25 protein-coding genes are annotated in these 25,673 nt (G+C 71.2%); 14 read left to right on the top strand and 11 right to left on the bottom strand.

Annotated features, from left to right (window positions below):
* The first annotated feature begins 6 nt into the window (after positions 1-6).
* On the top strand, positions 7-213 hold the full coding sequence (locus AC1DVZ_RS11290; RefSeq protein ID WP_477618289.1) for a hypothetical protein: 207 nt from the start codon (positions 7-9) through the stop codon (positions 211-213).
* 42 nt (positions 214-255) lie between these two features.
* On the opposite strand, the gene AC1DVZ_RS11285 is transcribed toward AC1DVZ_RS11290, so the two are convergent.
* Entirely contained in the window at positions 256-2,574 is a 2,319-nt protein-coding gene (locus tag AC1DVZ_RS11285) for a helicase-associated domain-containing protein (RefSeq protein ID WP_477618288.1), read from the bottom strand.
* A gap of 103 nt (positions 2,575-2,677) precedes the next feature.
* Here AC1DVZ_RS11285 and AC1DVZ_RS11280 point away from each other — a divergent pair, with 103 nt between their 5' ends.
* A complete protein-coding gene (locus tag AC1DVZ_RS11280) occupies positions 2,678-3,553 on the top strand; it encodes a hypothetical protein (protein ID WP_477618287.1) in 876 nt (291 codons plus the stop codon).
* Between the two features lie 131 nt (positions 3,554-3,684).
* Entirely contained in the window at positions 3,685-4,611 is a 927-nt protein-coding gene (locus tag AC1DVZ_RS11275; RefSeq protein ID WP_477618286.1) for an aldose 1-epimerase family protein, read from the top strand.
* On the opposite strand, the gene AC1DVZ_RS11270 is transcribed toward AC1DVZ_RS11275, so the two are convergent.
* The gene (locus AC1DVZ_RS11270; RefSeq protein WP_477618285.1) at positions 4,604-6,055 is read right to left on the bottom strand and encodes an MFS transporter; all 1,452 of its coding nucleotides are present in this window, start codon (positions 6,053-6,055) and stop codon (positions 4,604-4,606) included. The genes AC1DVZ_RS11275 and AC1DVZ_RS11270 overlap by 8 nt on opposite strands.
* 236 nt (positions 6,056-6,291) lie before the next feature.
* On the opposite strand from AC1DVZ_RS11270, the gene AC1DVZ_RS11265 reads away from it, so the two are divergent.
* Both AC1DVZ_RS11265 and AC1DVZ_RS11260 read left to right on the top strand, forming a co-directional pair.
* The gene (locus tag AC1DVZ_RS11265; protein WP_477618284.1) at positions 6,292-6,687 is read left to right on the top strand and encodes a cold-shock protein; all 396 of its coding nucleotides are present in this window, start codon (positions 6,292-6,294) and stop codon (positions 6,685-6,687) included.
* A complete protein-coding gene (locus AC1DVZ_RS11260; protein WP_477618283.1) occupies positions 6,687-7,451 on the top strand; it encodes a DUF3027 domain-containing protein in 765 nt (254 codons plus the stop codon). Before AC1DVZ_RS11265 ends, AC1DVZ_RS11260 begins: the two co-directional genes overlap by 1 nt.
* Before the next feature lie 63 nt (positions 7,452-7,514).
* Here AC1DVZ_RS11260 and AC1DVZ_RS11255 read toward each other — a convergent pair whose 3' ends face one another.
* On the bottom strand, positions 7,515-7,811 hold the full coding sequence (locus AC1DVZ_RS11255; protein ID WP_477618282.1) for a DUF2530 domain-containing protein: 297 nt from the start codon (positions 7,809-7,811) through the stop codon (positions 7,515-7,517).
* A 55-nt stretch (positions 7,812-7,866) separates the two neighbouring features.
* On the opposite strand from AC1DVZ_RS11255, the gene AC1DVZ_RS11250 reads away from it, so the two are divergent.
* The 3 genes from AC1DVZ_RS11250 (at position 7,867) to AC1DVZ_RS11240 (ending at position 11,299) form a co-directional block, all read left to right on the top strand.
* Positions 7,867-9,384 carry an NCS2 family permease gene (locus tag AC1DVZ_RS11250; RefSeq protein WP_477618281.1) on the top strand — a complete coding sequence of 506 codons (1,518 nt, stop codon included), beginning with the start codon at positions 7,867-7,869 and terminating at the stop codon, positions 9,382-9,384.
* Between the two features lie 152 nt (positions 9,385-9,536).
* Entirely contained in the window at positions 9,537-10,004 is a 468-nt protein-coding gene (locus tag AC1DVZ_RS11245) for a MarR family winged helix-turn-helix transcriptional regulator (RefSeq protein WP_477618280.1), read from the top strand.
* The gene (locus tag AC1DVZ_RS11240; protein ID WP_477618279.1) at positions 10,001-11,299 is read left to right on the top strand and encodes an MFS transporter; all 1,299 of its coding nucleotides are present in this window, start codon (positions 10,001-10,003) and stop codon (positions 11,297-11,299) included. Before AC1DVZ_RS11245 ends, AC1DVZ_RS11240 begins: the two co-directional genes overlap by 4 nt.
* 322 nt (positions 11,300-11,621) lie before the next feature.
* Here the strand turns inward: AC1DVZ_RS11240 and AC1DVZ_RS11235 are convergent, their stop codons facing one another.
* The 3 genes from AC1DVZ_RS11235 to AC1DVZ_RS11225 all read right to left on the bottom strand — a co-directional run bounded on the left by AC1DVZ_RS11235 (position 11,622) and on the right by AC1DVZ_RS11225 (position 15,378).
* Positions 11,622-12,854: a lytic transglycosylase domain-containing protein gene (locus AC1DVZ_RS11235; RefSeq protein WP_477618278.1), complete on the bottom strand. Its 1,233-nt coding sequence runs from the start codon at positions 12,852-12,854 to the stop codon at positions 11,622-11,624.
* A gap of 151 nt (positions 12,855-13,005) precedes the next feature.
* A complete protein-coding gene (gene serC / locus AC1DVZ_RS11230; RefSeq protein ID WP_477618277.1) occupies positions 13,006-14,136 on the bottom strand; it encodes a phosphoserine transaminase in 1,131 nt (376 codons plus the stop codon).
* Positions 14,137-14,280: 144 nt separating this feature from the next.
* Positions 14,281-15,378 carry a citrate synthase 2 gene (locus AC1DVZ_RS11225; protein WP_477618276.1) on the bottom strand — a complete coding sequence of 366 codons (1,098 nt, stop codon included), beginning with the start codon at positions 15,376-15,378 and terminating at the stop codon, positions 14,281-14,283.
* Positions 15,379-15,470: 92 nt separating this feature from the next.
* Here AC1DVZ_RS11225 and AC1DVZ_RS11220 point away from each other — a divergent pair, with 92 nt between their 5' ends.
* The gene (locus AC1DVZ_RS11220) at positions 15,471-16,070 is read left to right on the top strand and encodes a pentapeptide repeat-containing protein (protein WP_477618275.1); all 600 of its coding nucleotides are present in this window, start codon (positions 15,471-15,473) and stop codon (positions 16,068-16,070) included.
* Between the two features lie 41 nt (positions 16,071-16,111).
* Positions 16,112-16,987: an alpha/beta fold hydrolase gene (locus AC1DVZ_RS11215; RefSeq protein ID WP_477618274.1), complete on the top strand. Its 876-nt coding sequence runs from the start codon at positions 16,112-16,114 to the stop codon at positions 16,985-16,987.
* A 36-nt stretch (positions 16,988-17,023) separates the two neighbouring features.
* On the opposite strand, the gene AC1DVZ_RS11210 is transcribed toward AC1DVZ_RS11215, so the two are convergent.
* Positions 17,024-17,965: an NYN domain-containing protein gene (locus AC1DVZ_RS11210; RefSeq protein ID WP_477618273.1), complete on the bottom strand. Its 942-nt coding sequence runs from the start codon at positions 17,963-17,965 to the stop codon at positions 17,024-17,026.
* Between the two features lie 60 nt (positions 17,966-18,025).
* Here AC1DVZ_RS11210 and AC1DVZ_RS11205 point away from each other — a divergent pair, with 60 nt between their 5' ends.
* Positions 18,026-19,300: an MFS transporter gene (locus tag AC1DVZ_RS11205; protein WP_477618272.1), complete on the top strand. Its 1,275-nt coding sequence runs from the start codon at positions 18,026-18,028 to the stop codon at positions 19,298-19,300.
* A 40-nt stretch (positions 19,301-19,340) separates the two neighbouring features.
* Here the strand turns inward: AC1DVZ_RS11205 and AC1DVZ_RS11200 are convergent, their stop codons facing one another.
* Together AC1DVZ_RS11200 and AC1DVZ_RS11195 are read right to left on the bottom strand one after the other, a co-directional pair.
* Positions 19,341-20,246: an oxygenase MpaB family protein gene (locus tag AC1DVZ_RS11200; RefSeq protein ID WP_477618271.1), complete on the bottom strand. Its 906-nt coding sequence runs from the start codon at positions 20,244-20,246 to the stop codon at positions 19,341-19,343.
* Entirely contained in the window at positions 20,243-20,644 is a 402-nt protein-coding gene (locus AC1DVZ_RS11195) for a hypothetical protein (RefSeq protein WP_477618270.1), read from the bottom strand. The genes AC1DVZ_RS11200 and AC1DVZ_RS11195 overlap by 4 nt, the downstream gene beginning before the upstream one ends.
* A 64-nt stretch (positions 20,645-20,708) precedes the next feature.
* Here AC1DVZ_RS11195 and pdxH point away from each other — a divergent pair, with 64 nt between their 5' ends.
* Positions 20,709-21,386, top strand: a complete 678-nt coding sequence (pdxH, locus tag AC1DVZ_RS11190) for a pyridoxamine 5'-phosphate oxidase (protein ID WP_477618269.1) — start codon at positions 20,709-20,711, stop codon at positions 21,384-21,386.
* A 95-nt stretch (positions 21,387-21,481) separates the two neighbouring features.
* On the opposite strand, the gene AC1DVZ_RS11185 is transcribed toward pdxH, so the two are convergent.
* Positions 21,482-21,976: a phosphate-starvation-inducible PsiE family protein gene (locus AC1DVZ_RS11185; RefSeq protein WP_477618268.1), complete on the bottom strand. Its 495-nt coding sequence runs from the start codon at positions 21,974-21,976 to the stop codon at positions 21,482-21,484.
* Between the two features lie 180 nt (positions 21,977-22,156).
* Here AC1DVZ_RS11185 and edd point away from each other — a divergent pair, with 180 nt between their 5' ends.
* Positions 22,157-24,043 carry a phosphogluconate dehydratase gene (gene edd / locus AC1DVZ_RS11180; RefSeq protein WP_477618267.1) on the top strand — a complete coding sequence of 629 codons (1,887 nt, stop codon included), beginning with the start codon at positions 22,157-22,159 and terminating at the stop codon, positions 24,041-24,043.
* Positions 24,040-24,726, top strand: a complete 687-nt coding sequence (eda, locus tag AC1DVZ_RS11175) for a bifunctional 4-hydroxy-2-oxoglutarate aldolase/2-dehydro-3-deoxy-phosphogluconate aldolase (protein ID WP_477618266.1) — start codon at positions 24,040-24,042, stop codon at positions 24,724-24,726. The genes edd and eda overlap by 4 nt, the downstream gene beginning before the upstream one ends.
* Before the next feature lie 357 nt (positions 24,727-25,083).
* On the opposite strand, the gene AC1DVZ_RS11170 is transcribed toward eda, so the two are convergent.
* On the bottom strand, positions 25,084-25,673 hold a 590-nt coding region (locus AC1DVZ_RS11170; protein WP_477618265.1), incomplete at its 5' end, for a malonic semialdehyde reductase.

The following is a 25,673-nucleotide window of genomic DNA, read 5'->3' as shown; positions in this document are numbered from 1 at the left end:
ACTTCCATGAACTGGACCTCGGAACCGGCAACGATGTGGAAGGCCCTGAACGGCGCCTGCCTCGAGGGCACGGTCATCGTCTGCCTCTGGCTGGGGTTCTGCGTGGTGACCGGCACGCCGTACCCGTCGTGGTCGGCCATCGGGTTCTTCACCGCGGGCTGGTTCGTGGTCACCGCGATCCGGCACGTGATCTTCAGTCGCACACGATCGTGACCTGAGGGGAGGCCTTTCGCACCCGATGGGGAAGGCCTCTCCTCAGCCCTGCACGGCGCCGGTGACGCGGTGGATCGACAGCGTCCGCGCGGCACCGTCGGCGGTGCCGTGCACCCTGCCACCCTCCACCCGGTCGGGGTAGAAGAGGATCCGCTGGGTCCGCCCGTCCGCGTCGGAGTAGCCCAGCCAGACCGCCTGCCGGTCCGCCGCAGCGTCGCGCAGGACCGCGAGGGTGGTTGTCGGGTCGGTGCTCGGCAGGCTCGGTCCCGGCCTGCTCGCCACCTGCTCGCGCTGGTATGCCGCGGCCTCCTCGCCGGCGCGCAGGGCACCGACCATCGTGGTCACGAGCTCGTCGTCGACGGCCTGGGCCGTGACGGGGGCGGGCCGTCGCTGGAGCGGCGTGCGATGCTGCCCGGCGGTGGGCACGATGATTCCGCCGTCAGGCGTCTCGGCGGCGGGCGCGAAACCGTTCTCGCGCAGGAAGTCCAGCACCGTGTCGGCGGCCACGGGTGACACGAGGATGGTCGGGGCGATGCTCCGCAGCTGCAGTGGTGAGAGCTCCCTGTCGGCGATCATGGCGCCCAGAGTCGCCTCGTCGTCGCAGCGGATGTAGGCCCGCATCGCACCGACCCGCGCCTGTCCGTGCCTGCGGGCGACATCGCGGATCAGGTAGTCCAGCGGCTGCGGAACGGGGGTGTGACTGGCATCGGTCAGGGCTCCGAGCACCTGGTCGACGGACCACCCGGCGTCCAGGCACCGCCGCACCGAGTCCTGGTTGAACCGGTACACCGTGGCACCACCGCGTGACTCGACGTCGGCCACGAGGCGCATGAAGGTGGCCAGGCCACCGGCCAGTGGCCCGGGAGCGATGGCGGTCAGGTCGGCCTGGAGCAGCACGTGCTCGATGGGCTCGGGCAGGTGCGGCTGCATCGCGGCGGCGAGCTCGGCGTCCGCTCGACCCGCCAGCAGTGCCCGACCGGCGGTGGAGATCGCGCCACGGCCGGTGACGCCCAGCCACTCGGCCTCGCCCAGCACCGCGGCGACCACCGTGTCGAGGCTGGCAGGGACGCGCCGAGGTCGCCGCCAGCTCACGGCGGTGCCCACACTGCCCCGCTCGGGGGCCAACCCCGTCGGCGCCGCGGCCAGCTCCTCGAGGACGTCCCTGCGCAGTCCGCGGGCCGGCGGCCAGTGGGCGTCCGGACCCAGGGCGTTGACGGTGCCGGACGCGCCGGCGGGCGTCGTGCCCACCAGGTGCGGGGCGCGGGTGGTGAGCAGCCAGGCCCGGGCGAGCACGGCCCAGCGCTGGTCGCCGGGGTGCTGCTGCCACTCGTCATAGGCGGGGGTGGGAGCCCACGACGGATCGAGGGAACCATCGTCCGCGAGGAGGCCCGCGGCATACGTGAGCTCGGCGACGAAGGCCGCACGGCCTTCGTCCACGTCGAGCACCGAGGCGAGACGCTTGAGGTCTCGTACCGCGAGGCCTCCGGAGCGAAGCACCCGGGGCGGGCGAAGACCCCATTCGGCGGCGAGCTCGTCGACCAGGGCGAGCAGGTCCGTGACCTGCTGGCCGGCCGCGGCGTCGACCTCCGCCGCCGCGCGGGGCTGGCCTTCGAGGGCGGGGGGCCGCAGCGCCGGGGCGGCATGGCTGCGGCCGTCGCGCAGGGCCAACGCCACCTCGCGGGGCAGCACCAGCTGGTCGGCCGTCGGGGAGAAGACGAGGTGGTGCTCGAGCAGCCACCGCGCGCCGTCGGCCAGCCGGTCGGGCGTGCCCGGGGGGAGGACCGCCAGCGGGGGACCCCAGGTCAGTCGGTCGAGGATGGCGCGGGCCGCGGGTGGGGCGTCGGCGAGCAGCGTCGGGACCTGCCCCGTCGGTGGTACGTCGACGAAGCTGTCGGCGGCCCGAGGCCCCAGACCCGCGGGGTGGGGGAGAACCTCGCCGACCGTGCGGGTCACCCGCAAGCCCTCGGGACTGCGCCACAGGAGGGCGAGCGTCCAGAGGTCGTCGAGCAGGGGTTCGATCTCCCCGGTCGGGACCCCGAGAAGGGCGCCCACTGCTGTGGTGTCGAGCGGCGAGGTGGCGGCGACGGCGGCTTCGAGCACCTGGAGGTGGGCCAGGTCGAGTGAGTCGACGGCGCGCTGGACGCTGGCGCGGGTGCTGGCCCGGGCCGCGAGGGACGACAGGTCGGCGGGCGCAGGGCGGGCCAGGTCCTGGCGACGTCGCAGGAGGGTGGCGAGCTGGTCGTCGGTCCGCTCCCGCACGTCGTCGGCCATCGACCGTGCGGTTGACCGGGTCGTCGCTGTGGCGGGAGACCCGGCTGCGGACCGCGGGGTCGGCAGACGGGGTGAGGAAATGGCGGCCACCGCACCACGGTAGTCGCCCTGGGCAGGTGCTCAGGACTCTCAGCCATTTCCCATGCCACACACAGGCTTGACCTGCACACTTGTGGCAACGAGAGGACGCGCCATGTCGGAGCCCACCGAACCCACGAAGCCCCGCACTCCCAAGGGGGCCGCCAAGCCACCCGTGGATCCTGCCACGCAGGGTTCGGGGCCGGAGGCGGCGAGCGCGCCACCCGCGGCCACGCAGCCACTGCCCGCAGTCTCCGCGGCAGAGGGCTCGGGTCCTGTCAGCCCTGTCGGGCCGGGCGGCGCCGGGGGTCCTGGTGGTGGCCCTGGTGGTGGCCCCGGCGGTCCGGGAACCCCTGGCGGGTACGCCGCGCCCGGTGGCCCCCCGCCGAGGCGCCCCGGACTGTGGCGCCAGGCGACCTCGACGACCGGTGGAACCATCGCCGTGATCGTGGCTGGCTGCCTGGTCGCCCTGATGGTGCTCGCCCTGATGGGCGTGGCCGGACTCGTGGCCGTGCGTGCCATCGGCCACGACGACCGCTCCGACCGGATCGAGCGGGTCGGCGACGGGGGCATGCTCCCGCCCGGTCAGCAGAAGAAGCTCGACCGGCTCCCGAAGGCGCCCGAGGGCCAGCGCAACGGCCAGGGCGACGGCCAGGGCAACGGCCAAGGGAACGGAATGGGCCAGGGCATGGGCAACGGCCTGGGTCCGCTCATGCGCGAGGCGAGGGGGCTCGGCAACGTCCAGCACGGTGAGTTCACCGTCGAGGACAACGGCAAGGCCACCGTGATGACGCTCCAGCGCGGCGAGGTGACCAAGGCCAGCGCCACCTCGATCACGGTCAAGAGCGCGGACAACTTCACCGCGACCTATGCGATCGGTGCCGACACCCGTGGCCGGGCCACCAACCTCAAGGTCGGCGACTCGGTCCTCGTCGTCGCCGAGAAGACCGGCGCCAAGGCGGTCCTCGTGACCGGGACTCGCAAGGACTGACCACCTGCCTCCCCCCACTGAGGACACGCCACGCCGGGCTTGGGACTGCCCACTCCCGGATCGCGCGGCGCGTCGTGTCCTCGGACGGAACTTCGGACGAGCCCTGGGCAAGCGCCGCTAGCGTGGGCGCCGTGACCTCTCCCAGTGGTGAGCAGTGGACCCTTCGGCGCGGACGGCAGGAGGCCACCGTCGTCGAGGTGGGCGGCGGCCTGCGCACCTACCGCGTGGACGGCACCGACGTCGTGGCCGGCTACGCCGACGACGAGGTATGCCGCGCCGGCCGCGGTCAGGTGTTGATGCCGTGGCCGAACCGGATCCGGGACGGGAAGTACTCCGTGGGCGGGCAGGAGCGTCAGCTCGGCCTGACCGAGGCGGTCCTGCGCAACGCCAACCACGGTCTGGTGCGGTGGGCCACCTGGCAGCTGCACTGGCACGACGACGACTGGTCTGCGCTCACGGTGCGGACCCGGCTGCATCCCCAGCCAGGCTGGGACGGCATCCTCGACCTGAGCGTCAACTACGTCCTCGACGAGGGGGGCCTGACCGTCAGCGTGCACGCGACCAATGTCGGCCCGACTCCTGCACCGTTCGGTTTCGGGGCGCACCCCTACATCGCCCTCGGTGAGACTCCGCTGGCCCAGGTCGAGCTCGCCATCCCCGCGGCTCGAGAGGTGCTGGTCGACGACCGCCTGATCCCGACGGGGACGGGGCCCGTGCGTCCCGAGGTGGACTTCCGCACCGCTCGCGCGCTGGGGGCGACCGAGCTGGACACCGCGTTCACCGACCTGTCACGGTCCGCGACCACCGGAGCCTGGGAGGTCGTGGTCGGCGGGCTCGCGACCGGCGAGGTCACCGTGTGGGGTGACGAGTCGCTGAACTGGGTGCAGGTGTTCACCGCCAAGGGCCGCGACACCGGAGTCGACGGTGTCCGCGGCATCGCCGTCGAACCGATGTCGTGCCCCGCGAACGCCTTCAACTCCGGTGAGGGACTGGTCGTCCTCGAACCGGGTCAGTCCTGGTCGGCCCAGTGGGGCATCGAACCGGCCGTGCTCAGCTGACGGCGCTCGCACCCGGCCCAGCCGCGGCGGGGCCAGTGGTGGGCACTGCCTGCATCGGAGGGGTCGCTGGCGAGGTCGGCAGCGCGGGTGCTTCCGGTCCGGCCGCCGATCCCGCTCCCGGACCCTTGGGTGCCGCATCGTTCTGGAGGCCGCTTGGACCCGTGGGCGTCGCATCGCCCTGGAGACCGTTGACGAGCGGGGTGATCCGGCGTTCGACGGCGAAGGCCAGCACCACCATGAGCGCGCACCCCACGACGATCATGGCGATGAAGGCCGCCGACCAGTGGTGGTTCAGCATGAAGCCGGCGACGACAGGGCCCAGGATCGTCCCGGACTGGAACGCGCCCGCGTTGACGGCGTTGTAGCGGCCGCGGAGGTGGTCGGGGGCCATGTCGTTGGTGATGGCCGGGATGGTCGGCTGGAGCAGCGTCTCGCCGAGGGCGAAGGTCGCGTGGAAGGCGAGGACGCCGACCGCGGCCGCGACGCCACCCGGGGCGAACCCGGTCAGCCCCAGGACCAGCCACGCCAGCGCCCACAGGGCGGACATGCCCATCAGGACCCGGGTGCGTCTGCGCCCGGTGATGCGGCGCAGGACGTAGAACTGCAGCCCGACGATGACCGCCGTGTTCACTGCGAAGGCGAACCCGATCACGCTCGTCGACACCTGGCTGACCTGACGGGCGAACGCCGGGAAGCCTGCCTCCATCTGGCCGTACCCGATGAACACCCCGAGGAAGGTCAGCAGGGTGACCCACACGACCGCGGGGTTGCGCAGGATCGTGAGGTAGGAGCCCGCCGCCGCGCTCTCGCCCTCGGGCTTCTCGGCGCGGCCGTGGACGTGGCGCAACGGTCCGAGGAGCAGCCCGATCGGCACCAGCATCGAGGCGGCGTCGGCCAGGAAGATCACGGTGAACGTCGACGGGTCGGCCACGTCGGCGTAGAGGCCGCCGATCACGCCGCCCAGACCGATGCCCAGGTTGACCAGCGCGAAGTTGATCCCGAAGTACTGCTGGCGCGTGGCCCCGGTCGTGATCGCCGCGACGAGCGCGTTGAAGGCCGGCCAGGACACCCCGAAGTTGAACCCGAGGAAGACGAACGCCAGCGCCACCACGACCGGCGTCGTCGCGAACGCGAGGATGACGCAGCCGACCATCTGTGCGCCGGTGCCCCAGAGCAGCATCCGGCGCGCGCCGAGCCGATCGGTCAGCGCGCCTCCCGGCCCGGTCACGAGGAGGGCGACGAGGGCGATGAAGGCCATCAGCAGGCCGGCGAGGTCGAGCGAGATGCCGCGCACCTCGTGCAGGTAGATCACGGTGAACGGCAGGGTCAGGCCGCGTCCGAGGGTCTGCACCGCCACGGTCGAGAGGAGCCATCGGCCCTCGACCGGCAGCCCCGCCCAGAACTCACGTAGCCCGGACTGGCTCGACGTCGACGACTCACTCACCGGACAATCCTCCCGCACGCCACCGACAGCTCGATACCGGTTTTCCACCGGCGGCGACCGGGGGAGCAAGGGCTGCGCACGCGGCATACCAGGACTGCGTCCGGCTCACGCACCACGGTGACCTGACCGTGACGCGACGCGTGGTGACGGGGAAACAGAAAGGATTTGGACCCACCCGATAGCCTTGGAAGTGCGCATTGACGCACCCCCAAACTTTCGAGGCAAGAGGAAGACAAGTGCCTACTGGCAAGGTCAAGTGGTACGACGCGGAGAAGGGCTTCGGCTTCATCTCCGACGACGACGGCAGCGACGTGTTCCTGCACGCGAACGCCCTCCCCGAGGGCGTCGCCACGCTCAAGGGCGGCGCGCGGGTGGAGTTCAGCGTGGCCGAGGGGCGCCGCGGCACGCAGGCGCTCGCCGTCACCCTGCTCGAAGCCGCGCCGACGGTCACCGCGGGCAAGCGCGAGGCGTCGCGCAAGTCCCCCGAGGACCTCGCGCCGCTCGTCGAGGACGCCATCAAGCTGCTCGACAACGCGTCGAACGCACTGCGCCGCGGTCGTCGTCCCGAGAAGGACCACGCCACCAAGCTCGCCGCGGTGCTGCGCTTCCTCGCCGACCAGATCGAGCCGTGATGGCGCCCGCGCAGCAACCACACGGTTCGGCTTCGCCAAAACGCGACGCGGTCCTGGCCGCAGCGGTCGACGTCGCCCGTGAGGCCGCCGAGTCGATCGCCGAGCACGGCACCGTCGGTGACCACCTGGGCATGCAGATGGACGACGAGCGGCTGGCCACGCACTTCTTCGCGTGCGACGCCAAGGCCTACCCGGGCTGGCGCTGGGCGATCACCGTCGCCCGCGTGTCACGCGGCAAGGTCGCGACCGTGTGCGAGACCAACCTCGTGCCCGGCGAGGGCGCGCTGTTGTCGCCCGAGTGGCTTCCGTATGCCGACCGCCTGGCTCCCGGGGACCTCAGCGCGGGTGACGTGCTCCCCTACAAGGAGGACGACCCGCTGCTCGAACCCGGGTTCGAGGCGACCGGCGACGAGGAGGTCGACGAGCTCGCGGCCTACGAGCTGGGTCTGGGCCGCAAGCGCGTCCTGTCCGCCGAGGGGCGCGAGGCCGCTGCCCAGCGGTGGTACGAGGGTGAGAACGGCCCGCACGCCGATGTCGCCGAGAAGGCGCCAGCACCCTGCTCGTCCTGCGGGTACTTCCTCCCGATGGCGGGTGCACTTCGCTCTTTTTTCGGCGTGTGCGCCAACGCCTGGTCACCTTCCGACGGTCGCGTCGTAAGTCTTGACCACGGCTGCGGCGCCCACTCCGAGGTCGACGCCGAGCCGGCCGAACCGATGCCGGTCGGTCAGCCCATCATCGACGAGATCGCCTACGACCTCGTCTGACTGAGGCGCCGGGTCTCGCACCGCCCCGGTCCCCGCCCCCGTCCGAGGACACGGCGGGTGCGGCTACTGGGCGCCGGCGGCGTTGCCGCGACCGCGGCGCACGTACGAGAAGCCGATCAGGCCGAGCACGATGCCGGCCACCGGGACCCATGGCCACCAGTCACGCTGGCCCTCGTGCAGCGCGGGCACCGCAAGGATGACTGCCAGGGCGAGGACCCAGCCGAGCTGCGCCCAGACGACGATCCGGGCAGTGCTGACGGCCAGCGGCTTCAGCTCTTCGCCCTGATCGGGTCCCGGCCGGCCGGTCCCCACTCCGGGACGGCCGACCGGACCGTCAGGGGTGGGTTGCGACTCGCTCATGTCGGGCAGCCTATCTTTCACGACGACGCAACAGTCAGGCCCTACTCTGCTGCCCATGGCCAAGCCCTCAACGAAGTCTGCGACACCGCAGCGCCCGTCCCCGAAGTCCCCCTCGACCGGAGGCCTCGACGGCTTCTTCCGGATCACCGAGCGTGGCTCCACCCTCAGCCGCGAGGTCCGCGGCGGGCTGGTCACGTTCTTCACGATGGCCTACATCGTCGTCCTCAACCCGCTGATCATCGGCACCCAGCAGGACGGCACCGGACAGTTCCTCGGCGGCGGCGACATCGTCAAGGCGCAGACCCTGGTCGCGGCCGGCACCGCGCTCATCGCCGGTGTGATGACGCTGCTCATGGGCGTCGTCGCGAACTATCCGCTCGCGCTCGCCACGGGTCTGGGGCTCAACGCGTTCGTGACGTTCGGCATCGCCAAGCTGCCCGAGATGACCTGGGCCGACGCGATGGGCCTGGTCGTCCTGGAGGGCGTCATCATCCTCGTGCTCGTGCTGACCGGCTTCCGCCAAGCCGTGTTCCGCGCGATCCCGGCGCAGCTCAAGACCGCGATCTCGGTCGGCATCGGCCTGTTCATCACGATCATCGGCCTCGTCGACGCCGGGTTCGTCCGCCGCACGGGCGTCGGGCCGGTCCCGGTCGAGCTCGGCATCGCCGGCAACCTCAACGGCTGGCCGCTGCTCGTCTTCGTCATCGGTGTGCTCGCGATCATCGTGATGATGGTCCGCAAGGTGAAGGCCGCCATTCTCTACGGCATCCTCGGTGGCACGGTCCTGGCGATCATCGTCGAGGCGATCGCCAACATCGGCGGCCAGTTCGACGCCACCGGCAAGTTCGTCAACCCGGCCGGCTGGGGGCTCAACGTCCCCGGGCTGCCCGACAAGATCGTCGACGTCCCCGACTTCTCCCTGCTCGGCAACTTCAACCTGCTCGGCTCGTTCGACAAGCTCGGCTTCGTGGCGGCGCTGCTGCTCGTCTTCACGCTGCTGCTCGCGGACTTCTTCGACACCATGGGCACGATGGTCGCCGTCGGCGCCGAGGGCGGCCTGCTCGACAAGAACGGCAACCCGCCGAACTCCGACAAGATCCTGCTCGTCGACTCGGTCGCCGCGATCGCCGGTGGTGCGGGCTCCGTCTCGTCGAACACGTCCTACATCGAGTCGGCCGCAGGTGTCGGCGAAGGTGCCCGCACGGGTCTGGCCTCGGTCGTCACCGGAGTGATGTTCCTGCTCGCGACCTTCCTGGCGCCCCTCGTCAAGGTCGTCCCCTACGAAGCCGCGACCCCGGCCCTGGTCGTCGTGGGCTTCCTGATGATGCAGCAGGTCAAGGGCATCGACTGGGACGACCTCGACATCGCCATCCCGGCCTTCCTCACCATCGTCCTGATGCCGTTCACCTACTCCATCACCGTCGGGATCGGCGCCGGCTTCGTCGTCTACACCCTCATCAAGGTGGTGCGCGGCAAGGCCAGCGTGATCCACCCGCTGCTGTGGACCGTGTCAGCGTTGTTCGTCATCTACTTCGCGATCACCCCGATCAAGGAGATCCTCGGCGTCGGCTGACGCCTCCCCGACCACAGCGTGTATGCCGCGTGGCCCCGTGAGGGGGGCCACGCGGCATACCTGCGTCTGGGCCTTGGAAACACCCGCTGAGGTGAGTCGAAATACTTAGCACAGGTAATGAGTTATGCTAAGTATCGACCAAGGAGGCACAAATGACCCCACCCGCCGCACGCCCACGCCGCRCTGCCGAGGCAGGTCTCTCGCCTTCCGCGATCTATGCCCTCGCCGGCGAGCTGCGTCTCGCCTGCATGCGCATCTCCCGCCGAGTTCGGTTCGAGAGCACGGATGTCGTTGCGCCGCACCAGTTCTCGGTGCTCTGCCGTCTCCAGGAGGCACCGCGCACGCCGAGTGAGCTCGCGGAGATCGAGAAGGTGAGCGGCCCCAGCATGACCCGCACCGTCGCGGCGCTCGTCGAGCGCGGGCTCGTCGCGCGCACCGACGACCCCGCAGACCGACGCCAGGTGATCCTGTCGCTGACGAGCGAGGCGAGCACCCTGCTGAAGGACATCCGCCGCAAGCGCGACGCCTGGATGTCGGTGCGCGTCAGCCACCTCACCCCCGCCGAGCAGGACGTGCTGCTGCAGGCCTCGGCCATCCTCACCCGGGTGGCCAACGAGTGAGCCCCACCTTCTCCTCGCTCGACGTCCGCAACTACCGCATCTACGCCACCGGTGCGTTCATCTCCAACATCGGCACCTGGATGGGCCGGGTCGCCCAGGACTGGCTGGTCCTGACCGAGCTGACCAACCACTCGTCGACGGCGCTCGGCATCGTCACCGGGCTGCAGTTCCTGCCGTTCCTCCTGCTCGCCCCGTGGGCCGGGATGATCGCGGACCGCTATCCGAAGCGGCGGATCCTGGCCATCACCCAGACCTCGCTGGCGCTGTCGTCGCTGGCCCTCGGACTGCTCGTCGTGACCGGGAGCGCCGAGCTGTGGATGGTCTACGGCATCGCGCTGTTCACCGGGATCGCCACCGCCGTCGACAACCCCGCTCGCCAGACCTTCGTGTCCGAGATGGTGCCGCGCGACCGGCTGGCCAACGCCGTGTCCCTCAACAGCGCCTCGTTCAACGCCGGCCGGCTCGTGGGTCCCGGCGTCGCGGGCCTGACCATCGCGGCGTTCGGCACGGGCTGGACGCTGCTGCTCAACACCCTGACCTTCGTGGCCGTGATGATTGCCCTGGCGTCGATGCGCGTCAGCGAGCTGCGACCCGCGCCCGCCCTCGCCCGGGGGAGCGGCGCCATCCGCGAGGGGCTCGCCTACGTGCGCAGCCGCCCCGACCTGCAGCTCGTCATGGCCTTGGTGTTCGTCCTCGGCACCTTCGGGATGAACTTCCAGATCACCACGGCGCTCATGGCCACCAAGGAGTTCGGCAAGGGTCCGCAGGAGTACGGCCTGCTCGGCTCGATCATGGCGATCGGCTCGCTCACGGCGGCGCTGCTCTCCGCCCGCCGGGCCAGGCCGCGACTGCGGATCCTGCTCGTCGCGCTCGTGGGCTTCACGATCGCGAGCGGGCTGGCGGCGATGGCTCCGACGTACCCGTTGTTCGCCCTCGCGCTGATCCCCGTGGGCCTCACCGCGCTGACTGCCCTGACGACAGCGAACGCGATGGTCCAGCTCAGCGTCGACCCGGCCATGCGCGGTCGGGTGATGGCGCTCTACATGGCGATCTTCATGGGCGGCACGCCGCTCGGCGCCCCCCTCATCGGCTGGATCGGCGACGTCGCCGGCCCCCGCTGGACGATCGGCATCGGCGCCATCGCCGTCGGGCTCATGCTGGTGGCGGTGTCCATCCGGATGGCCAGGCGCGAGAATGTCCAGGTGACCTATGAGTCCCAGCGGCGACCGCGCATCAGGATCCGCACGCTCCCGCAGCCCGAGGTCTCCGAACCCGTCCCCGAGGCGGTCCGGTGACCCCGCTGTTTCGCCGGCGCGTGACCATCGCCGTTCTCGTCATCGTGGTCGCCGTGGCCGTCGTCGCCAGCCTCGCCGGCAACTTCCGCTGACGGGTTCCGACTTCTGGCCACACAGCCCGCACGTGCCCGCTCGAGGTGGGCCCAGTTGGGGCACCGGTGGCCAGAAGTGCCGACCCTCACCCGACTTCTGGCCACCTGTGCCTCACCGGGGCGCAGCGACCCGGCCCAGCTGCGGCACCGGTCGCCAGAAGTGGCGTGGAGCGGGCTGGGAGCCGAGCCCGGCATACCCAGAGCGGAGCGGTCGGGCGGAAGCCGTCTGGTCAGTGCAGCGTGCAGAGGATGGCGATCCCGAGCGGGTTGAGCACCGGGTCGTAGCCGGCGGGGCACTTGCCGTTGACGGGCAGCACCTCCAACGGCAGCGGGGCGGGGGTCGAGCTGCTCGGGCTGGGGGCCGGAGTGGGGCTGGGGGCGGGAGTGCTGCCGGTGACGCCACCGACCACTCCGCCGACGACCCCGGTCACGGTGCCCCCGACGCCGCCAGAGGTGGCCGACGGCTGCGGAACCGGCGAGGCGGAGTCGCCACCCGATCCACCCGCACCACCCGAACCAGGCTTCGCCGGCGTCGCCGAGCCGCCCTTGCCGGGCGCGGTCGAGGCTGCGGGCTGTGATGCCTTGACCGGGTCGTAGCTCGCCATGGTCTGGGGTTCACCGGACGGCAGGTAGGGCGTGTCGTTGCGCTGCGACTCTGACAGGTCCGAGCCCGGGACGACCGTGTAGCCACCCCGGTAGCCGGCCGCGATCGCCAGCACCTGGTCGACGTAGGCATCGCTGTGGTTGTACCGCAGGACGGCCGAGCGGGCACCGGAGTCGGTGCTGAGGTCGCCAGGACCCGAGCACAGGTAGACCGCGGTCGCCGTGGCGGCGTCGGCCATGTTCTGGGGATCCTTGCGGCCGTCGGCGTTGGCGTCGACGCCGACAACGCGCCAGGTGCCGGGGATGAACTGCATCGGGCCGACCGCGCGGTCCCAGGTGAGGTCGCGGTCGTACGAGCCACCGTCGGTGTCGTGGATGACGGCCGTGTTGTTCTGGCCGTTGAGGGGTATGCCGTAGATGCCGGGGCGGACGGTGCCGTCGCGGTCGATGCCGTTGCCGCCGTAGCGACCGTGGTTGGACTCGACCTTGCCGATCGCGGCGATCAGGGCCCAGTCGATCCGGCACTGGGCGTCGGCGGCGTCGACGATCGTGGCGGCTCGCCGGTAGGCGTCCAGGGCAGCCGCGGGGATGCCGTTGGCGCTCATCGAGGCAGGGAGGCCGGCCGACTGGTAGAGCGGGGTGGGCTCGGCCTCCGGTGGTGCCGGCAGCTCAGGGAGCCGGGGAGCGTCGAGGCCGGTGAGCGGTTCGCCGGGCACGGTGACGACCGGGGTGTTGTCGGCGACGATGTCGGTGGCGGGGTGGCCTCCCGTCGCTGCCAGGGCCACTCCGGCGCCGATGAGGGCGAGCGCAGGCACGGCTCCGGCGATCTTGCGCCACGGCAGTCGCATCGTGCGGGTCATCGTCCGGCTCCTCGACATCGTTGTCCCACCACATGGTGGCCCCCAAGGGGGTTACACGGGGCTCAACGAGCGGTAGGAGCGGAGGTTACGCGCGGGGGTGGTCCTCAGGACGTCCGAATGGGGCTTCGCAGAAGGTGTGCAGGGTCGTGAATCAGCCCACAACGTGCTCAATGCACGCAATCAGGGCGGACACGTCCTCGGGGTCGACCGCGGGGAACGTCGCGACCCGGAGCTGGTTGCGACCGAGCTTGCGGTAGGGCTCCACGTCGACCACGCCGTGCGCGCGCAGGGTCTTGGCGATCGCGGCAGCGTCCACCTCGTCGGCGAAGTCGATCGTCGACACCACCTGGGAGCGGGCGGCCGGGTCCGTCACATACGGCGACGTGTATGCCGTGCGCTCGGCCCAGTCGTAGAGGCGTCCGCTCGAGTCGGCGGTGCGCTTCACGGCCCACTCGAGGCCGCCCTGGCCGTTGATCCAGTCGATCTGCGAGCGCAGCAGGGCCAGGGTGCCCAGCGCGGGGGTGTTGTAGGTCTGGTTGAGGCGGCTGTTCGACACCGCGGTCGGCAGGCTGAAGAAGTCGGGCACCCAGCGACCGGACCCGGCGATCTCGTCCACCCGGTCCAGCGCGGCCGGGGAGAACGCAGCCAGCCAGAGGCCACCATCGGCCGCGAAGCACTTCTGGGGGCCGAAGTAGTAGACGTCGGACTCGGCCACGTCGACGGGCAACCCGCCGGCACCGGAGGTGGCGTCGATGAGCACGAGTGCACCCTCGTCGGCACCCTCGACCCGCTTGACCGGTGCCATCACACCGGTGGAGGTCTCGTTGTGCGGCCAGGCGTAGACGTCGACACCGGCTTCCGCGCGCGCCGTGGCGAGCGAGCCGGGGTCGGCCTTGATGATCGTGGACTCCCCGAGGAAGGGCGCCTTGTCGGTGACGCTGGCGAACTTGGCCGAGAACTCACCGAACGCCAGGTGCTGGGCGCGCTCGCGGACCAGGCCGAAGGCCGCGATGTCCCAGAACGCGGTCGACCCGCCGTTGCCGAGGATGATCTCGTAGCCGTCCGGCAGGCTGAACAGGTCGGACAGCCCCTCACGGACCGCGCCGACGAGGTTCTTGACCGGCGCCTGGCGGTGCGAGGTGCCGAGCAGGGTCGTGCCGAGTCCGGCGAGGTACTCGACCTGCTCGGGGCGCACCTTCGACGGCCCGGAGCCGAAGCGGCCGTCCTTGGGCAGCAGGTCGGCAGGGATGGTGGGCGTCGCGGGGGCGGCAGTGTCGGTCACCGCGTCAGTCTCTCATCCCGTCCCGAGGCGTGGGACGTGAGGTCCACCACCCGGACGCACGGCAAAGGCGAGAGGTATGCCGCGTGGCTGGCTCAGCCACGCGGCATACCTCGTCTGCGGCCCCGGGGGGCTGGGGGGCTCGCGTCAGGCGCGGTAGCCGGAGACGGCGTCCAGGCTGCGAGGGGCCTCGCCGATGTAGCGCGAGCTGGGCCGGATCAGGCGCCCGGTCTTCTTCTGCTCGAGGATGTGCGCCGACCAGCCGGCCGTGCGCGCCGCGGCGAACAGCGGCGTCATCATCGCGCCGGGGACCTCGGCGAAGTCGAGCAGCACGGCGGCCCAGTAGTCGACGTTGGTCTCGAGGACGCGGTCCGGCTGGCGCTCGCGCAGCTCGGCCAGGGCAGCCTGTTCGAGCTCCAGGGCGACCTTGAACCGCGGGGCGCCGAGGCGCTCGCAGGTGTCACGCAGCACGGCCGCGCGGGGGTCGTAGGCCCGGTAGACGCGGTGGCCGAAGCCCATCAGCCGCTCGTGGCGGTCGAGCACGCCCTTGACGTAGGCGCGGGCGTCACCGGTCTTCTCCACCCCCTCGATCATGTGCTGCGCACGCGACGGGGCGCCGCCGTGCAGGGGGCCCGACAGGGCGCCGATCGCGCCCGACAGGCAGGCGGCGACGTCGGCCCCGGTCGACGCGATGACGCGCGCGGTGAACGTCGACGCGTTCATACCGTGCTCGGCCGCGGAGATGAAGTAGGCGTCGATCGCCTCGACGTGCTTGGGGTCGGGCTCGCCGCGCCAGCGGATCATGAAGCGGTCGACGATCGTGCGGCCCTCGTCCACGCGGGACTGCGGCACCATCGGCGATCCCTGCCCGTGGGCGGACTGGGCGATGAACGACAGCGCCATCACGGAGGCGCGGGCCAGGTCTTCGCGGGCCTGCTCGGCGTCGATGTCGAGCAACGGCTTGAATCCCCACACCGGCGCGAGCTGGGCCAGCGCCGACTGCACGTCGACCCGGATGTCGCCGGAGTGCACAGGGAGCGGGAAGGGTTCGGCCGGCGGCAGCCCCGGGTCGAACTCGTTGTCGACCAGCAGACCCCACACCTGCCCGAAGCTGACCGTCCCGACGAGTTCCTTGATGTCCACGCCGCGGTAGCGCAGCGAGCCGCCTTCCTTGTCGGGTTCGGCGATCTCTGACTCGAAGGCGATGACGCCCTCGAGTCCCGGCTTGAAGTCGCTGTCGGACATCGGTGTCCTCTCGGCCTTGGGGGGAAGGTGGGGCGTCCCTGTGGGGGGCGTCCGGTGACCTACTGGCTGGTTCATTCTGCACTGTCCGGCTGATGGGCCACTATGGCCCGGTGCTGAGAGCCGAGACCGACTACGACGGCGACGCGTTCGCCGAGGACCTCAGCGGGTCATCGGCAAGCGGCTCGCGCTTCCTCGAGTGCACCTTCCAGCGGTGCGACCTGAGCGAGCTGCGCGCCCCGCGTTCGCGCTTCTCCGAGACCAGCCTGTATGCCGTGCACGGAGCAGGCGTCGATCTCGCCGAGTCGTCGTGGAGCGACTGCCTGGTGGAGGGAGCGCGGCTCGGCGCCGTGGCGATGTACGGAGCCGAGCTGTCCCGCGTGCGGTTCGAGCGCTGCAAGATCGAGTTCCTCAACCTGCGTGGGGCAAAGCTGCGTGACGTCGCGTTCGTCGACTGCCAGCTCGCGGAGGCCGACTTCGCCGAGGCGACGCTCACGGGGGTCTMGTTCGAGGGGTCGCGCCTGGTGTCGCCGGACTTCACCAAGGGGACCTTCAAGGACGTCGACCTGACCGGGGCAGACGTGGCCGGGCCGCGTGGGGTGGCGGGCTTGCGGGGCGCGACGGTGTCGGCGCTGCAGCTGATCGACCTCGGGCCCGCGCTCGCCGCCGAGCTGGGCATCAAGGTCGCCGACTGACGGCCTAGTCGTCTGCGCCCCGGGCACGCCACACTCGCGGTATGACCAGGCATGCCGCACCAGGCACCCAGCTGGTCCCGAGCGGGCTCGGGCCGGTGGAGGTGGCTCTGCAGGGCGGCGGCGACCGGCACGTCCTGTTCTTTCCGGGTGGACACTGCTCGGCGATCACCCCACTGGGACAGGACGTCTACGACGAGCTCGGCTACCAGGTCGTGACCGTCAGCCGCCCCGGGTACGGCGCGACCGGCACGGGTGACCTCTCCGCGGCGCAGTTCGTCCCCGCGGTCGTCGAGGTCGCGGCCGCGTTGGGGATCGCCCGGTTCGACGCGGTCGTCGGCGTCTCCTTCGGAGGGCTCCAGGCCCTCCACACGGCTGTCTCCAGCGACCTCGCGGAGCGCCTCGTCCTGCACAGCTGCGCGCCCTCCAGGCTCGTCTTTCCCGACACGAGGCGGGACCGGGCGATGGCCAGGATCGTCTTCCACCCTCGGGTCGAGCGGGCCACCTGGGCGGCGACCAGGGCGATGGTGCGCACCGACCGGGGGCTACGACTCATGATGGGCGAGCTGTCGACGCTGCGCGCTGGAGAGTGGTTCGACACGTGGTCGGCCTTCGAGAGAGGGCAGGCGCGGGCGACTCTGCTGTCGATGCGCTCGGGCAGGGGCTTCGTCCTCGACGTCGCCCAGGGCCGCGACGGGGCCTCGCCCGAGCGCGAGCGGATCCAACGGGCCGTGAGCGTGCCCACGCTGGTCACCGCGTCGAGAACGGACGGGGGAGCAGCCTTCGCGCACGCCCTCGACTTCGAGGCGACCATCACCGGCAGCACGCTGGTCGAGACTGGAGCCTTGAGCCACTTCGCCTGGGTCGGAGCGTCGCGGGGCGTGCTGCTCGAGAGCCTCCGCGAGTTCCTGGGGACGTAGGGCCCCGGGGGGACTTGTGGCTCGCGGCGTAGCCGCTCAGGCCTTCCGGTCCTGGCGCTTGTCACGGACTGCCATGGAGTTGCCGACGGTGCGGACGTCGAAGAGCTCGGTGGCCTTGAGCAGCTTGCTCAACGAGGCGTACCCGTGGTTGCGGGAGTCGAAGGACGACTGGTTGGAGATGCGGTTGCCGACCTCCGCCACGCTGGCCCAGCCGTCGTCGTCCGCAGCGCGCTGGATCGCGTTGCGTAGCAAGCGAACCAGGCCCGTGTCCTGACGCAGCTCGAGCATCGTCTTCCGCGCCGGTGGTGTGCTGCCCTTGCGCGCCGCGACGGACTTCTGCGCCACCGCCTTGGTGGCCTTGGCGGTGTCCTTCGTCGTGGATTTCGCAGTGGCCTTCGTCGTGGCCTTCGTCGTGGATTTCGCTGTCGCCCCGGTCGCGCTGGTCGCCCTGGAGGCCCCTACGGGGGCAGGCTCCGACTCCATGGGCGTGACCGGCGCGGCGGCGTCGGGCCCCAACGCGGCCACGTCGTTGACCTCGTCGGGCTCGGCCAGCTGGTCGAGGAAGAGGAACTTGGTGCAGGCCGAGCGGAACGGCTCGGGCGTCTTGCGCTCGCCGAACCCGTAGACCGCCGCGCCCTTCTCGCGCAGGTGCATCACGAGCGGGGTGAAGTCCGCGTCCGACGACACGATCCCGAATGCGTCGGGGTGGTCGTTGTAGAGCAGTGACATCGCGTCCACGACCATCGCCATGTCGCTCGCGTTCTTGCCGCGGCTGTAGTCGTACTGCTGCATCGGCCGGATCGCTCGTGGGTGCAGCACGTCGGCCCACGGCCTGAGCCCGGCCTTGGTCCAGTTGCCGTAGGCGCGGCGAATGCTGGTCTCGCCGTAGGCGCTGAGCTCGTTGAGGATCAGGTCGATCTTCGTCGCCGAGGAGTTGTCGGCGTCGATGAGCAGGGCGATCCGGGCGCGGGGGTCCATGGGGCCCGACGCTACGGCACCGGGGCGCGGCCACGCGGCCACGCGGCATACAGTCGCCTCGTGCCGCTGCTCCTGGACCTGACCCCGTTGCGGGGCCACGCGGCATACCGGCGGCTGTATGTCGGGTTCACCCTCTCCAACGTGGGTTCCCAAATGGCTGTGGTCGCCATCGGTCTGCAGGTCTACGAGATCACCAGGTCGACCGCGGCCGTGGGAGTCGTGGGGTTCTGCGCGCTCGTGCCGCTGGTGGTCATGGGGCTCTACGGCGGCACGCTCGTCGACCACTTCGACCGGCGCACGGTCGGGCTCGTCGCCCAGGCCGTCGCGTTCGTGGCGAGCATCCTGTGCGCCCTGCAGGCGTGGCTCGGCAACACGCACGTGTGGGTGCTCTATGCGTTGGTGGCGTTGTGGAACGGTGCGTTCGCGGTCTCCTCGCCTGCCCGGACGTCGATCTACCCACGGATCCTGCCCCGCGACCTGTTGCCGGCGGCGAACGCGCTGTCCGTGTTCGCGATGAACGCCTCGATGACCGTGGGTCCGCTGATGGCCGGCTTCCTCGTCGACTGGGGTGGGTTCAAGGCGGCCTACACGACCGATGCCGTGATCACGACGGCCGCGCTCTGGGGGCTGGCCAGGCTGCAGCCACTGCCGCCCGAGCCCGAGGAGGGCGCCGCGCCGAGCCGGCCGGGACTGCGGTCGGTCCTCGACGGATTCGCTTTCCTGGCAACGCGACCCAACGTGCGCATGACCTTCGTCGCCGACATCTGCGCGATGCTGCTGGCCCAGCCACGGGTGCTGTTCCCTGCTGCGGGCGCCATCATCTTCGGGGGCGGCGCCAAGACGGTGGGGGCCCTGTCGGCCGCGGCCGCGGTGGGCGGGATCGTCGCGATGTTCTTCTCCGGGCGGCTCGGACACGTGCGTCGTCAGGGCCTGGCGATCCTGGTGTCCATCGTCGGCTGGGGCTTTGCGATCGCCGGCTTCGGTGCCGCGATGCTGGCGGCCGGTGGGGTGCTGTCCAGGGGTGCGGCGCTGTGGCTCGGGCTGGTCGCCATGGCGGTGGCGGGGGCGTCGGACTCGGTGAGTGCGGTCTTCCGGACGACGATCCTGCAGGCGGCCACACCGGACCACCTGCGCGGCCGGCTGCAGGGCGTCTTCATCGTCGTCGTGGCGGGCGGGCCGAGGCTGGGTGAGATGGCGGGTGGCTTCCTGGCGAGCGGGATCGGCGAAGCGATGACCGCCGTCGTGGGTGGGCTCGCCTGTGTCGTCGCCATCGTCGTACTGGGCCGGTTGCAGCCGGGCTTCGTGCGCTACGACGCGCGCCACCCCGTGCCCTGAGCCCAGACCACGCGACTGTCGCCGCAAGCGCTGATGCGGGTCAGACCGAGCTGCCGCGTCGCAGGGCGGCGCGGCGGCGTTCGTCGGTCGCGTCGGCCATCGCCCACCGCACCGTCGACGTGGCGACCCCGCCCAGCGGCCGTCCGACGAGGCGCTCTGTGACGGGCAGCCACGGCAGCCGCAGCGGCTGCCTGGCCCACCGCGGGAGCATGGCCACGGCACCAGCGGCCAACGCGGCATACCCGGGTCGGGCTGCCAGCGGCAGCGGCGGGTGGACGAGCAGGAAGCGCGCCGCCTCGCGGGCGGCCGCGGTGGACTCGAGCTCAGGACGGTAGGCCTCGATGCACGCCTTGAGCCCGGCCACGGTGCTGGGTGGGTCGACCACGCCGAGCGCGCCGGCGACGATGCCGCCCTGCTCGACGTACAGGTCGGCCTCGGCGTCACTCAGGGGTGACACCGCGTAGCGCTGGTAGGCCGTGAGGAAGCTGTCTGCCTCGGTCGCGTGCACCCAGGCCAGCAGGTGCGGGTCGCCGGCGGAGTACGCGCGACCGTCGGCCGCCTTGCCGCGCACACGGTCGTGGATCGACCGCACGCGCGCGATCTGCTCCTGCGCGTGGTCGATCGTGCCGAAGGTCGTGGTGGCCAGGAACTCGCTGGTCCGCTGCAGCCGTCCCCAGGGGTCGCCCTTGTAGCCCGAGTGCCCGGCGACGCCCGCCATCGCGAGCGGGTGCAGGGACTGGAGCAGGAGGGCACGGATGCCGCCGGGGAACATCGCCGCGTCGGCGTGCACCCGCCAGATCGGGTCGTCGGGCGTGAACCAGCGTGGGCCCTCGGCGCCCCAGATGCGCTCGGCCTTGGCCTGGGCGTCGGAGCCGGCGACCTTGGAGCGCAGCGCGTGGGCGAGCTGGCGCCGAGCCCCGTCGGCCATCGGCGCCAGGAGGGTCATCGCGAGCGTCCGGTCCGGCGGCGAGGGAGCTGCTTGAGGCGTGCGGCCGGGGTCGGGAGGTCGGCCGGGCGGACGCGGGTCGACAGGTCGCTGTTGGCGATCAGCTCGGCGAGCGGAGTGGTGGAGGTGGGGTGGGCGGCGATGGGGTCGTCGGCCGAGAAGACCACCCACACGGGTTCGCTGTGGTCGGCCCGCGGGTCGAACGTCTTGAGCACCGTGCCCTCGCGCACCGTCGCCGCGTGCTCGATCGCCCGCCGCCGGGCCCGCTGCCGGTCCAGCGCCGTCTGGGCGGCCTTCATGGCCGGCTCCTTGGCCTGCTGGGCCAGCACGACCACGTGGGGGCCGTACTTCACGCCCCACTTCACGAGGTTGCCGACGGCCTTGCCTTTGCTGGGCATGCTGCCTCCCTGACGACTGGTCCGGCCTTCACCCTAATCTCGACCCATGGAAGATGTGCGGCACGTGGACACTGATCGCATTGACTACAGCGGCGAAGGGATCTCCGAGGGCGACATCGCGCCGACGCCGTGGCAGCAGGCCAGGCGCTGGGTCGACGAGGCGGTCGAGCGCTCGCAGGCGCAGTCCGACGTCCCGGAACCGCTGGCCCTCTCCGTCGCCACCGTCGACGCCGCCGGGCGGCCCAACGTGCGGACCGTGCTGATGCGCTTCTTCGACGAGCGCGGACCGGGCTTCGTCACCGGCACCGAGTCCACCAAGGGTCTCGAGATCGCCGCGACCGGTGGGATCGCCGCCTCGCTGACCTGGCCGGCGATGTTCCGGGCGATCCGGTTCCGCGGAGTGGCGCAGGAGGTCTCTCGCGAGGAGGTGGCGGGCTACTTCGGGTCACGGCCGTGGGCGTCCCGGATCTCCGCGTGGGCCTCGCGACAGTCCCAGCCGATCGAGGGTCGCGCCGGCCTCGAGGAGGCCTACGCCAGGTATGCCGCGCAGTTCCCCGACCGCGGGAACGCGGACGACGTGCCCGTGCCCGACTTCTGGGGCGGGTACCGCGTGCTGTGCGACGAGGTCGAGTTCTGGGGCGGCCGGCGCAACCGGCTGCACGACCGTCTCGTCTTCAGCAGGGTCGCGAAGGGTTCGCTGGACGAGCCGGCCGCCTGGACGCTGTCCCGCCGCCAGCCCTGACCTCTCTGTCCCTCGCCCCCGTCCTCGGGTCGATGTAAAAACGCCGGGGATCACCGGCGGGTTTACATCGACCCGTCAGGAGGGGTGGCAGAGGGTCAGGAGGGGTGGGTCTGGGTCTGGACCTCGGTGTCGCCGTGGCCGGAGTTGGCGCCCTCGCTGGGCTCTCGCTCCTTGCGGCGCAACAGGAACGACGCCAGCGCCAGGAAGATGATCGTGCCGGTCAGCAGCCCCATCAGCCGCAGCGTGTCGGCGAACTCGGGCTTGCCCAGCAGGTCGGGCGCCTTGACCGACAGCACGACGATCTCCTTGATCGAGGCGATGATGCCGACCAGCAGGAAGGGTTCGGCCACGAGCTCACGCCTGGACAGGGTGGTGCGTACCGCGAAGAGAAGCTCGACGACGATGAAGACGAGCAGCAGCAGGTCGAGGATGTCGGCGGCCACCTCGACCACCCCGCCGGTGCCGAGGTCCCCGAAGGTCAGCACGGTCTTGCCGATCACCACGGAGGCGACGGCGAACAGGATCACCGCCACGGCGAGGTAGATGACGTTCTCGACCCGCTCGATGGTTCGTTCGATCCAGTCCGTCATGACGGACATCCTGTCCGACCTGCGGTGATCCGTCACCCGGGTGGCTACTGGTCCGTATGCCGGGATGGCCATTGCCGGATCCCCGGCCGCCGTCACACTTGTGAACTGAATCACACGCGCACGCCAACGGAGCCGTTCGCGCGGTCCCATCCCCGACCGCCGAATCCCCTCAGGAGCCCCATGGCGCCCGCCATCCACCCCGTCGTCGCCGACGTCACCGCCCGGGTGACCGACCGCAGCCGCGCCAGCCGCACGGCATACCTGCAACGCATCTCTCGCGCCGCCTCCGAGCTGAGCCTGCGCCCGGCGCGCACCGACCTCGGCTGTTCCAACCTCGCCCACGCGGTCGCCGCGTGCGGCGGCAGCGACCGGACCACGATGGCGGCCGACACCGGTGTCAGCCTCGGGATCATCACGTCCTACAACGACATGCTCTCGGCGCACGCGCCGTTCGAGCACTACCCGGCCGCGATGAAGCAGACCGCCCGCGAGGTCGGTGCCGTCGCCCGCGTGGCCGGTGGCGTGCCTGCGATGTGTGACGGCATCACCCAGGGCCGGGCGGGCATGGAGCTCAGCCTGTTCAGCCGCGACGTCATCGCGATGTCGGCCGCCATCGCACTCAGCCACGACGTGTTCGACGGCGTCCTCATGCTCGGCGTCTGCGACAAGATCGTGCCCGGGCTCGTGGCCGGGGCCCTGTCGTTCGGCCACCTGCCGACCGCCCTGGTGCCGGCCGGCCCGATGGCCTCGGGCCGCTCGAACGCCGACAAGTCCGAGACCCGCAAGGCGTTTGCCGCAGGGGAGGTCGGGCGCGACGAGCTGCTCGCGAGCGAGGTGGCGTCGTACCACTCGCCCGGCACCTGCACCTTCTACGGCACGGCGAACTCCAACCAGATGCTCATGGACGTCATGGGACTGCACCTCCCAGGAGCGGCGTTCGTCCACCCCGACGACCCGTTGCGCGCGGCCCTCACGGCGGCGACGACGGTCCGGGTCGCCGAGATCGCAGCGTCCGACGCGCCGTACGGCATCGGCCAGGTCGTGGACGAGAAGACGGTCGTCAACGGGGTCGTCGCCCTGTTGGCGACCGGCGGCTCGACCAACCACACGATGCACCTCATCTCGATGGCAGCCGCAGCGGGCATCGACCTGACGTGGGAGGACTTCGACGACCTGTCGGCCGCGGTCCCGTCCATCGCCCGGATCTACCCCAACGGCCCCGCCGATGTGAACCACTTCCACGCAGCCGGCGGCACGCCGTTCCTCATCGGCACCCTGCTCGACCACGGACTGCTGCACGAGGACGTGCTGACCGTCGCCGGACCAGGGCTGCGGCGCTACACCCAGCGGCCGGTGATGATCGGCGGACAGCTCGGATTCGTCGACGCCGCAACGGAATCCGGTGACCCGGCCGTCCTTCGCCCGGCCGACGACCCGTTCACCGTCGACGGCGGGCTCCGCGTCCTCGGCGGCAGCCTGGGTCACGCGGTCATCAAGGTGTCGGCCGTCGCGGAGGAGCACCGGGTCATCGAGGCTCCAGCGCGTGTCTTCACCGACCAGGTCGGCTTCCTCCAGGCGTTCTCCCGGCGCGAGCTCGACCGCGACGTGGTCGTCGTGATCCGCGAGCAGGGTCCCAGCGCCAACGGGATGCCCGAGCTGCACGCCCTCACCCCTTCACTCGGAGTGCTCCAAAAGCGTGGGTATGCCGTGGCGCTGGTCACCGACGGCCGCATGAGCGGGGCGTCGGGCGCCATCCCGGCGGCCATCCACGTGACTCCCGAGTCCGTGCACGCCGGGCCGATCTCGAAGATCCAGGACGGCGACGTCATCCGGGTCGACTCTCTCACCGGTCGGCTGGACGTCCTCGTCGACGACGACGAGTTCGCGGCCCGGGTCCCGTCGCCGCGCGTCAGCGCAGAGGGGGTCGGCACCGGGCGCGAGCTGTTCGCGTCCATGCGGGCCGCCGTCGGTCGCGCCGACGAGGGAGCCCACGTCTTCGGCAGCCTCGGTCACGTCTGGGACCGAAGCGATGCCGCCCCGTTCGCCAGCCACGAGGAGACCCGATGACCACCGCCCACACCCTGACCGCCACCGGATCGCCGGCACCCACGAAGCCGGTGCTGCACAGCGAGGCGGACATCCTCGACCTGGCCCCGGTCATCCCGGTGGTGGTCCTGGACTCCGTCGAGCAGGCGGTGCCGTTGGCGCGGGCGCTGGTGCGCGGCGGCATACCCGTCATCGAGATCACGCTGCGCAGCGCTGCCGGCCTCGGCGCGATCGAGGCGGTGGCCTCGCAGGTCGAGGGCATGGTCGTCGGCGCGGGCACGGTGGTCACGCCGGAGCAGGTGCAGCAGGTCAAGGACGCGGGGGCGCAGTTCCTGGTCACCCCGGGATCGCCGCCGCGCCTGCTCGACGCCGCGCTCGCCAGTGGCCTGCCGCTGCTCGCGGGCGCCGGCACCCTGACRGAGATGCTCGTGCTGGCCGAGGCCGGGCTCGAGGCGATGAAGTTCTTCCCGGCCGAGGCCAGTGGCGGGCGGCCCTACCTGTCTGCGGTGAGCGGGCCGTGTCCGCACCTGCGGTTCTGCCCGACGGGTGGGATCACGCCCGAGACGGCGGCCGCGTGGTTGGCACTGCCGAACGTCGGCTGTGTCGGCGGGTCCTGGCTGACGCCGAAAGACGCTGTGGCGCAAGGGGACTGGGACCGCATCGAGGCCCTGGCCGCCGAGGCCGCCGCCCTGCGCCACCCCTGACGCACGCCCCTGGGTCGACTTCTGGCCACCGATCCCGCTCCGACAGCGCTCAGACCGGCGAAGTGGGCCATGCGTGGCCAGAAGTCGGCTGCGGGCATGGAACAGCCCGTGGGCTTCGCCTCGCCGACAACGATCGGCTCGGCTTGCGCAGGGGACGACCTGCACGGCCCACGGGCTGCGGTGAACTGCTTGGGATTGCGCCGGATGGCGGACCTCGAGCAGTCGAGGTGCGCTAGCGCGCAGTCACCTCACGCGTCCAAATTGAAATCACTTCTTGGACCACCTCCCTTCCGTGTAGCTCGACGCTAATTCGGGAAGGTCGGCTGGTGCAACGGTTTTATCGAAACTGTTGCGGGCTCAGACGGAGGTGACGACCTCGTCGTAGTCGAGGCGGGGCAGCCGGTCCATCCAGGCGCCCTCGGCGGGGCGACCGATGTTGACCACCGCGATCGTGCGGTGGGCACCGTCGGGGAAGAACTCACGGTCCACGCCGTCGGCGTCGAACCCGGTCATCGGCCCGGCTGCCAGGCCGGCCGCACGGACGCCCAGGATGAAGTAGGCGACCTGCAGGGTGGCGTTGAGGGTGGCCGACCCCTCGCGCATCTCGTCGTTGCCGGCAAACAGGTCGCGTGCACCCTCGAAGTGCGGGAAGACCTTGCCGAGCTCGTCGTGGAAGTCGGTGTCGGCAGCAAGCACGGCCACCAGGGGAGCGGTGGACGTCTTCGCCTTGTTGTTGCCGCCCATCAGCTCGACCAGTCGGCCGCGTGCCTCGGGCGTGCGCACCAGGACGATCCGCAGCGGCTGGTTGTTCATCGACGTCGGCGCCCACTTCACGAGGTCGTAGATGGCGCGCACCTGCACCTCGGTCACCGGCTCGTCGGTGAAGGCGTTGGCGGTGCGGGCGTCGCGGAACAGCAGGTCCTGAGCCTCGGGGGACAGCTCCAAGG

This window comes from Pedococcus sp. P2_E5 (assembly GCF_056403895.1).
Note: the sequence above shows the minus strand (reverse complement) of the source record. Positions and strands in the feature narration are given on the sequence as shown.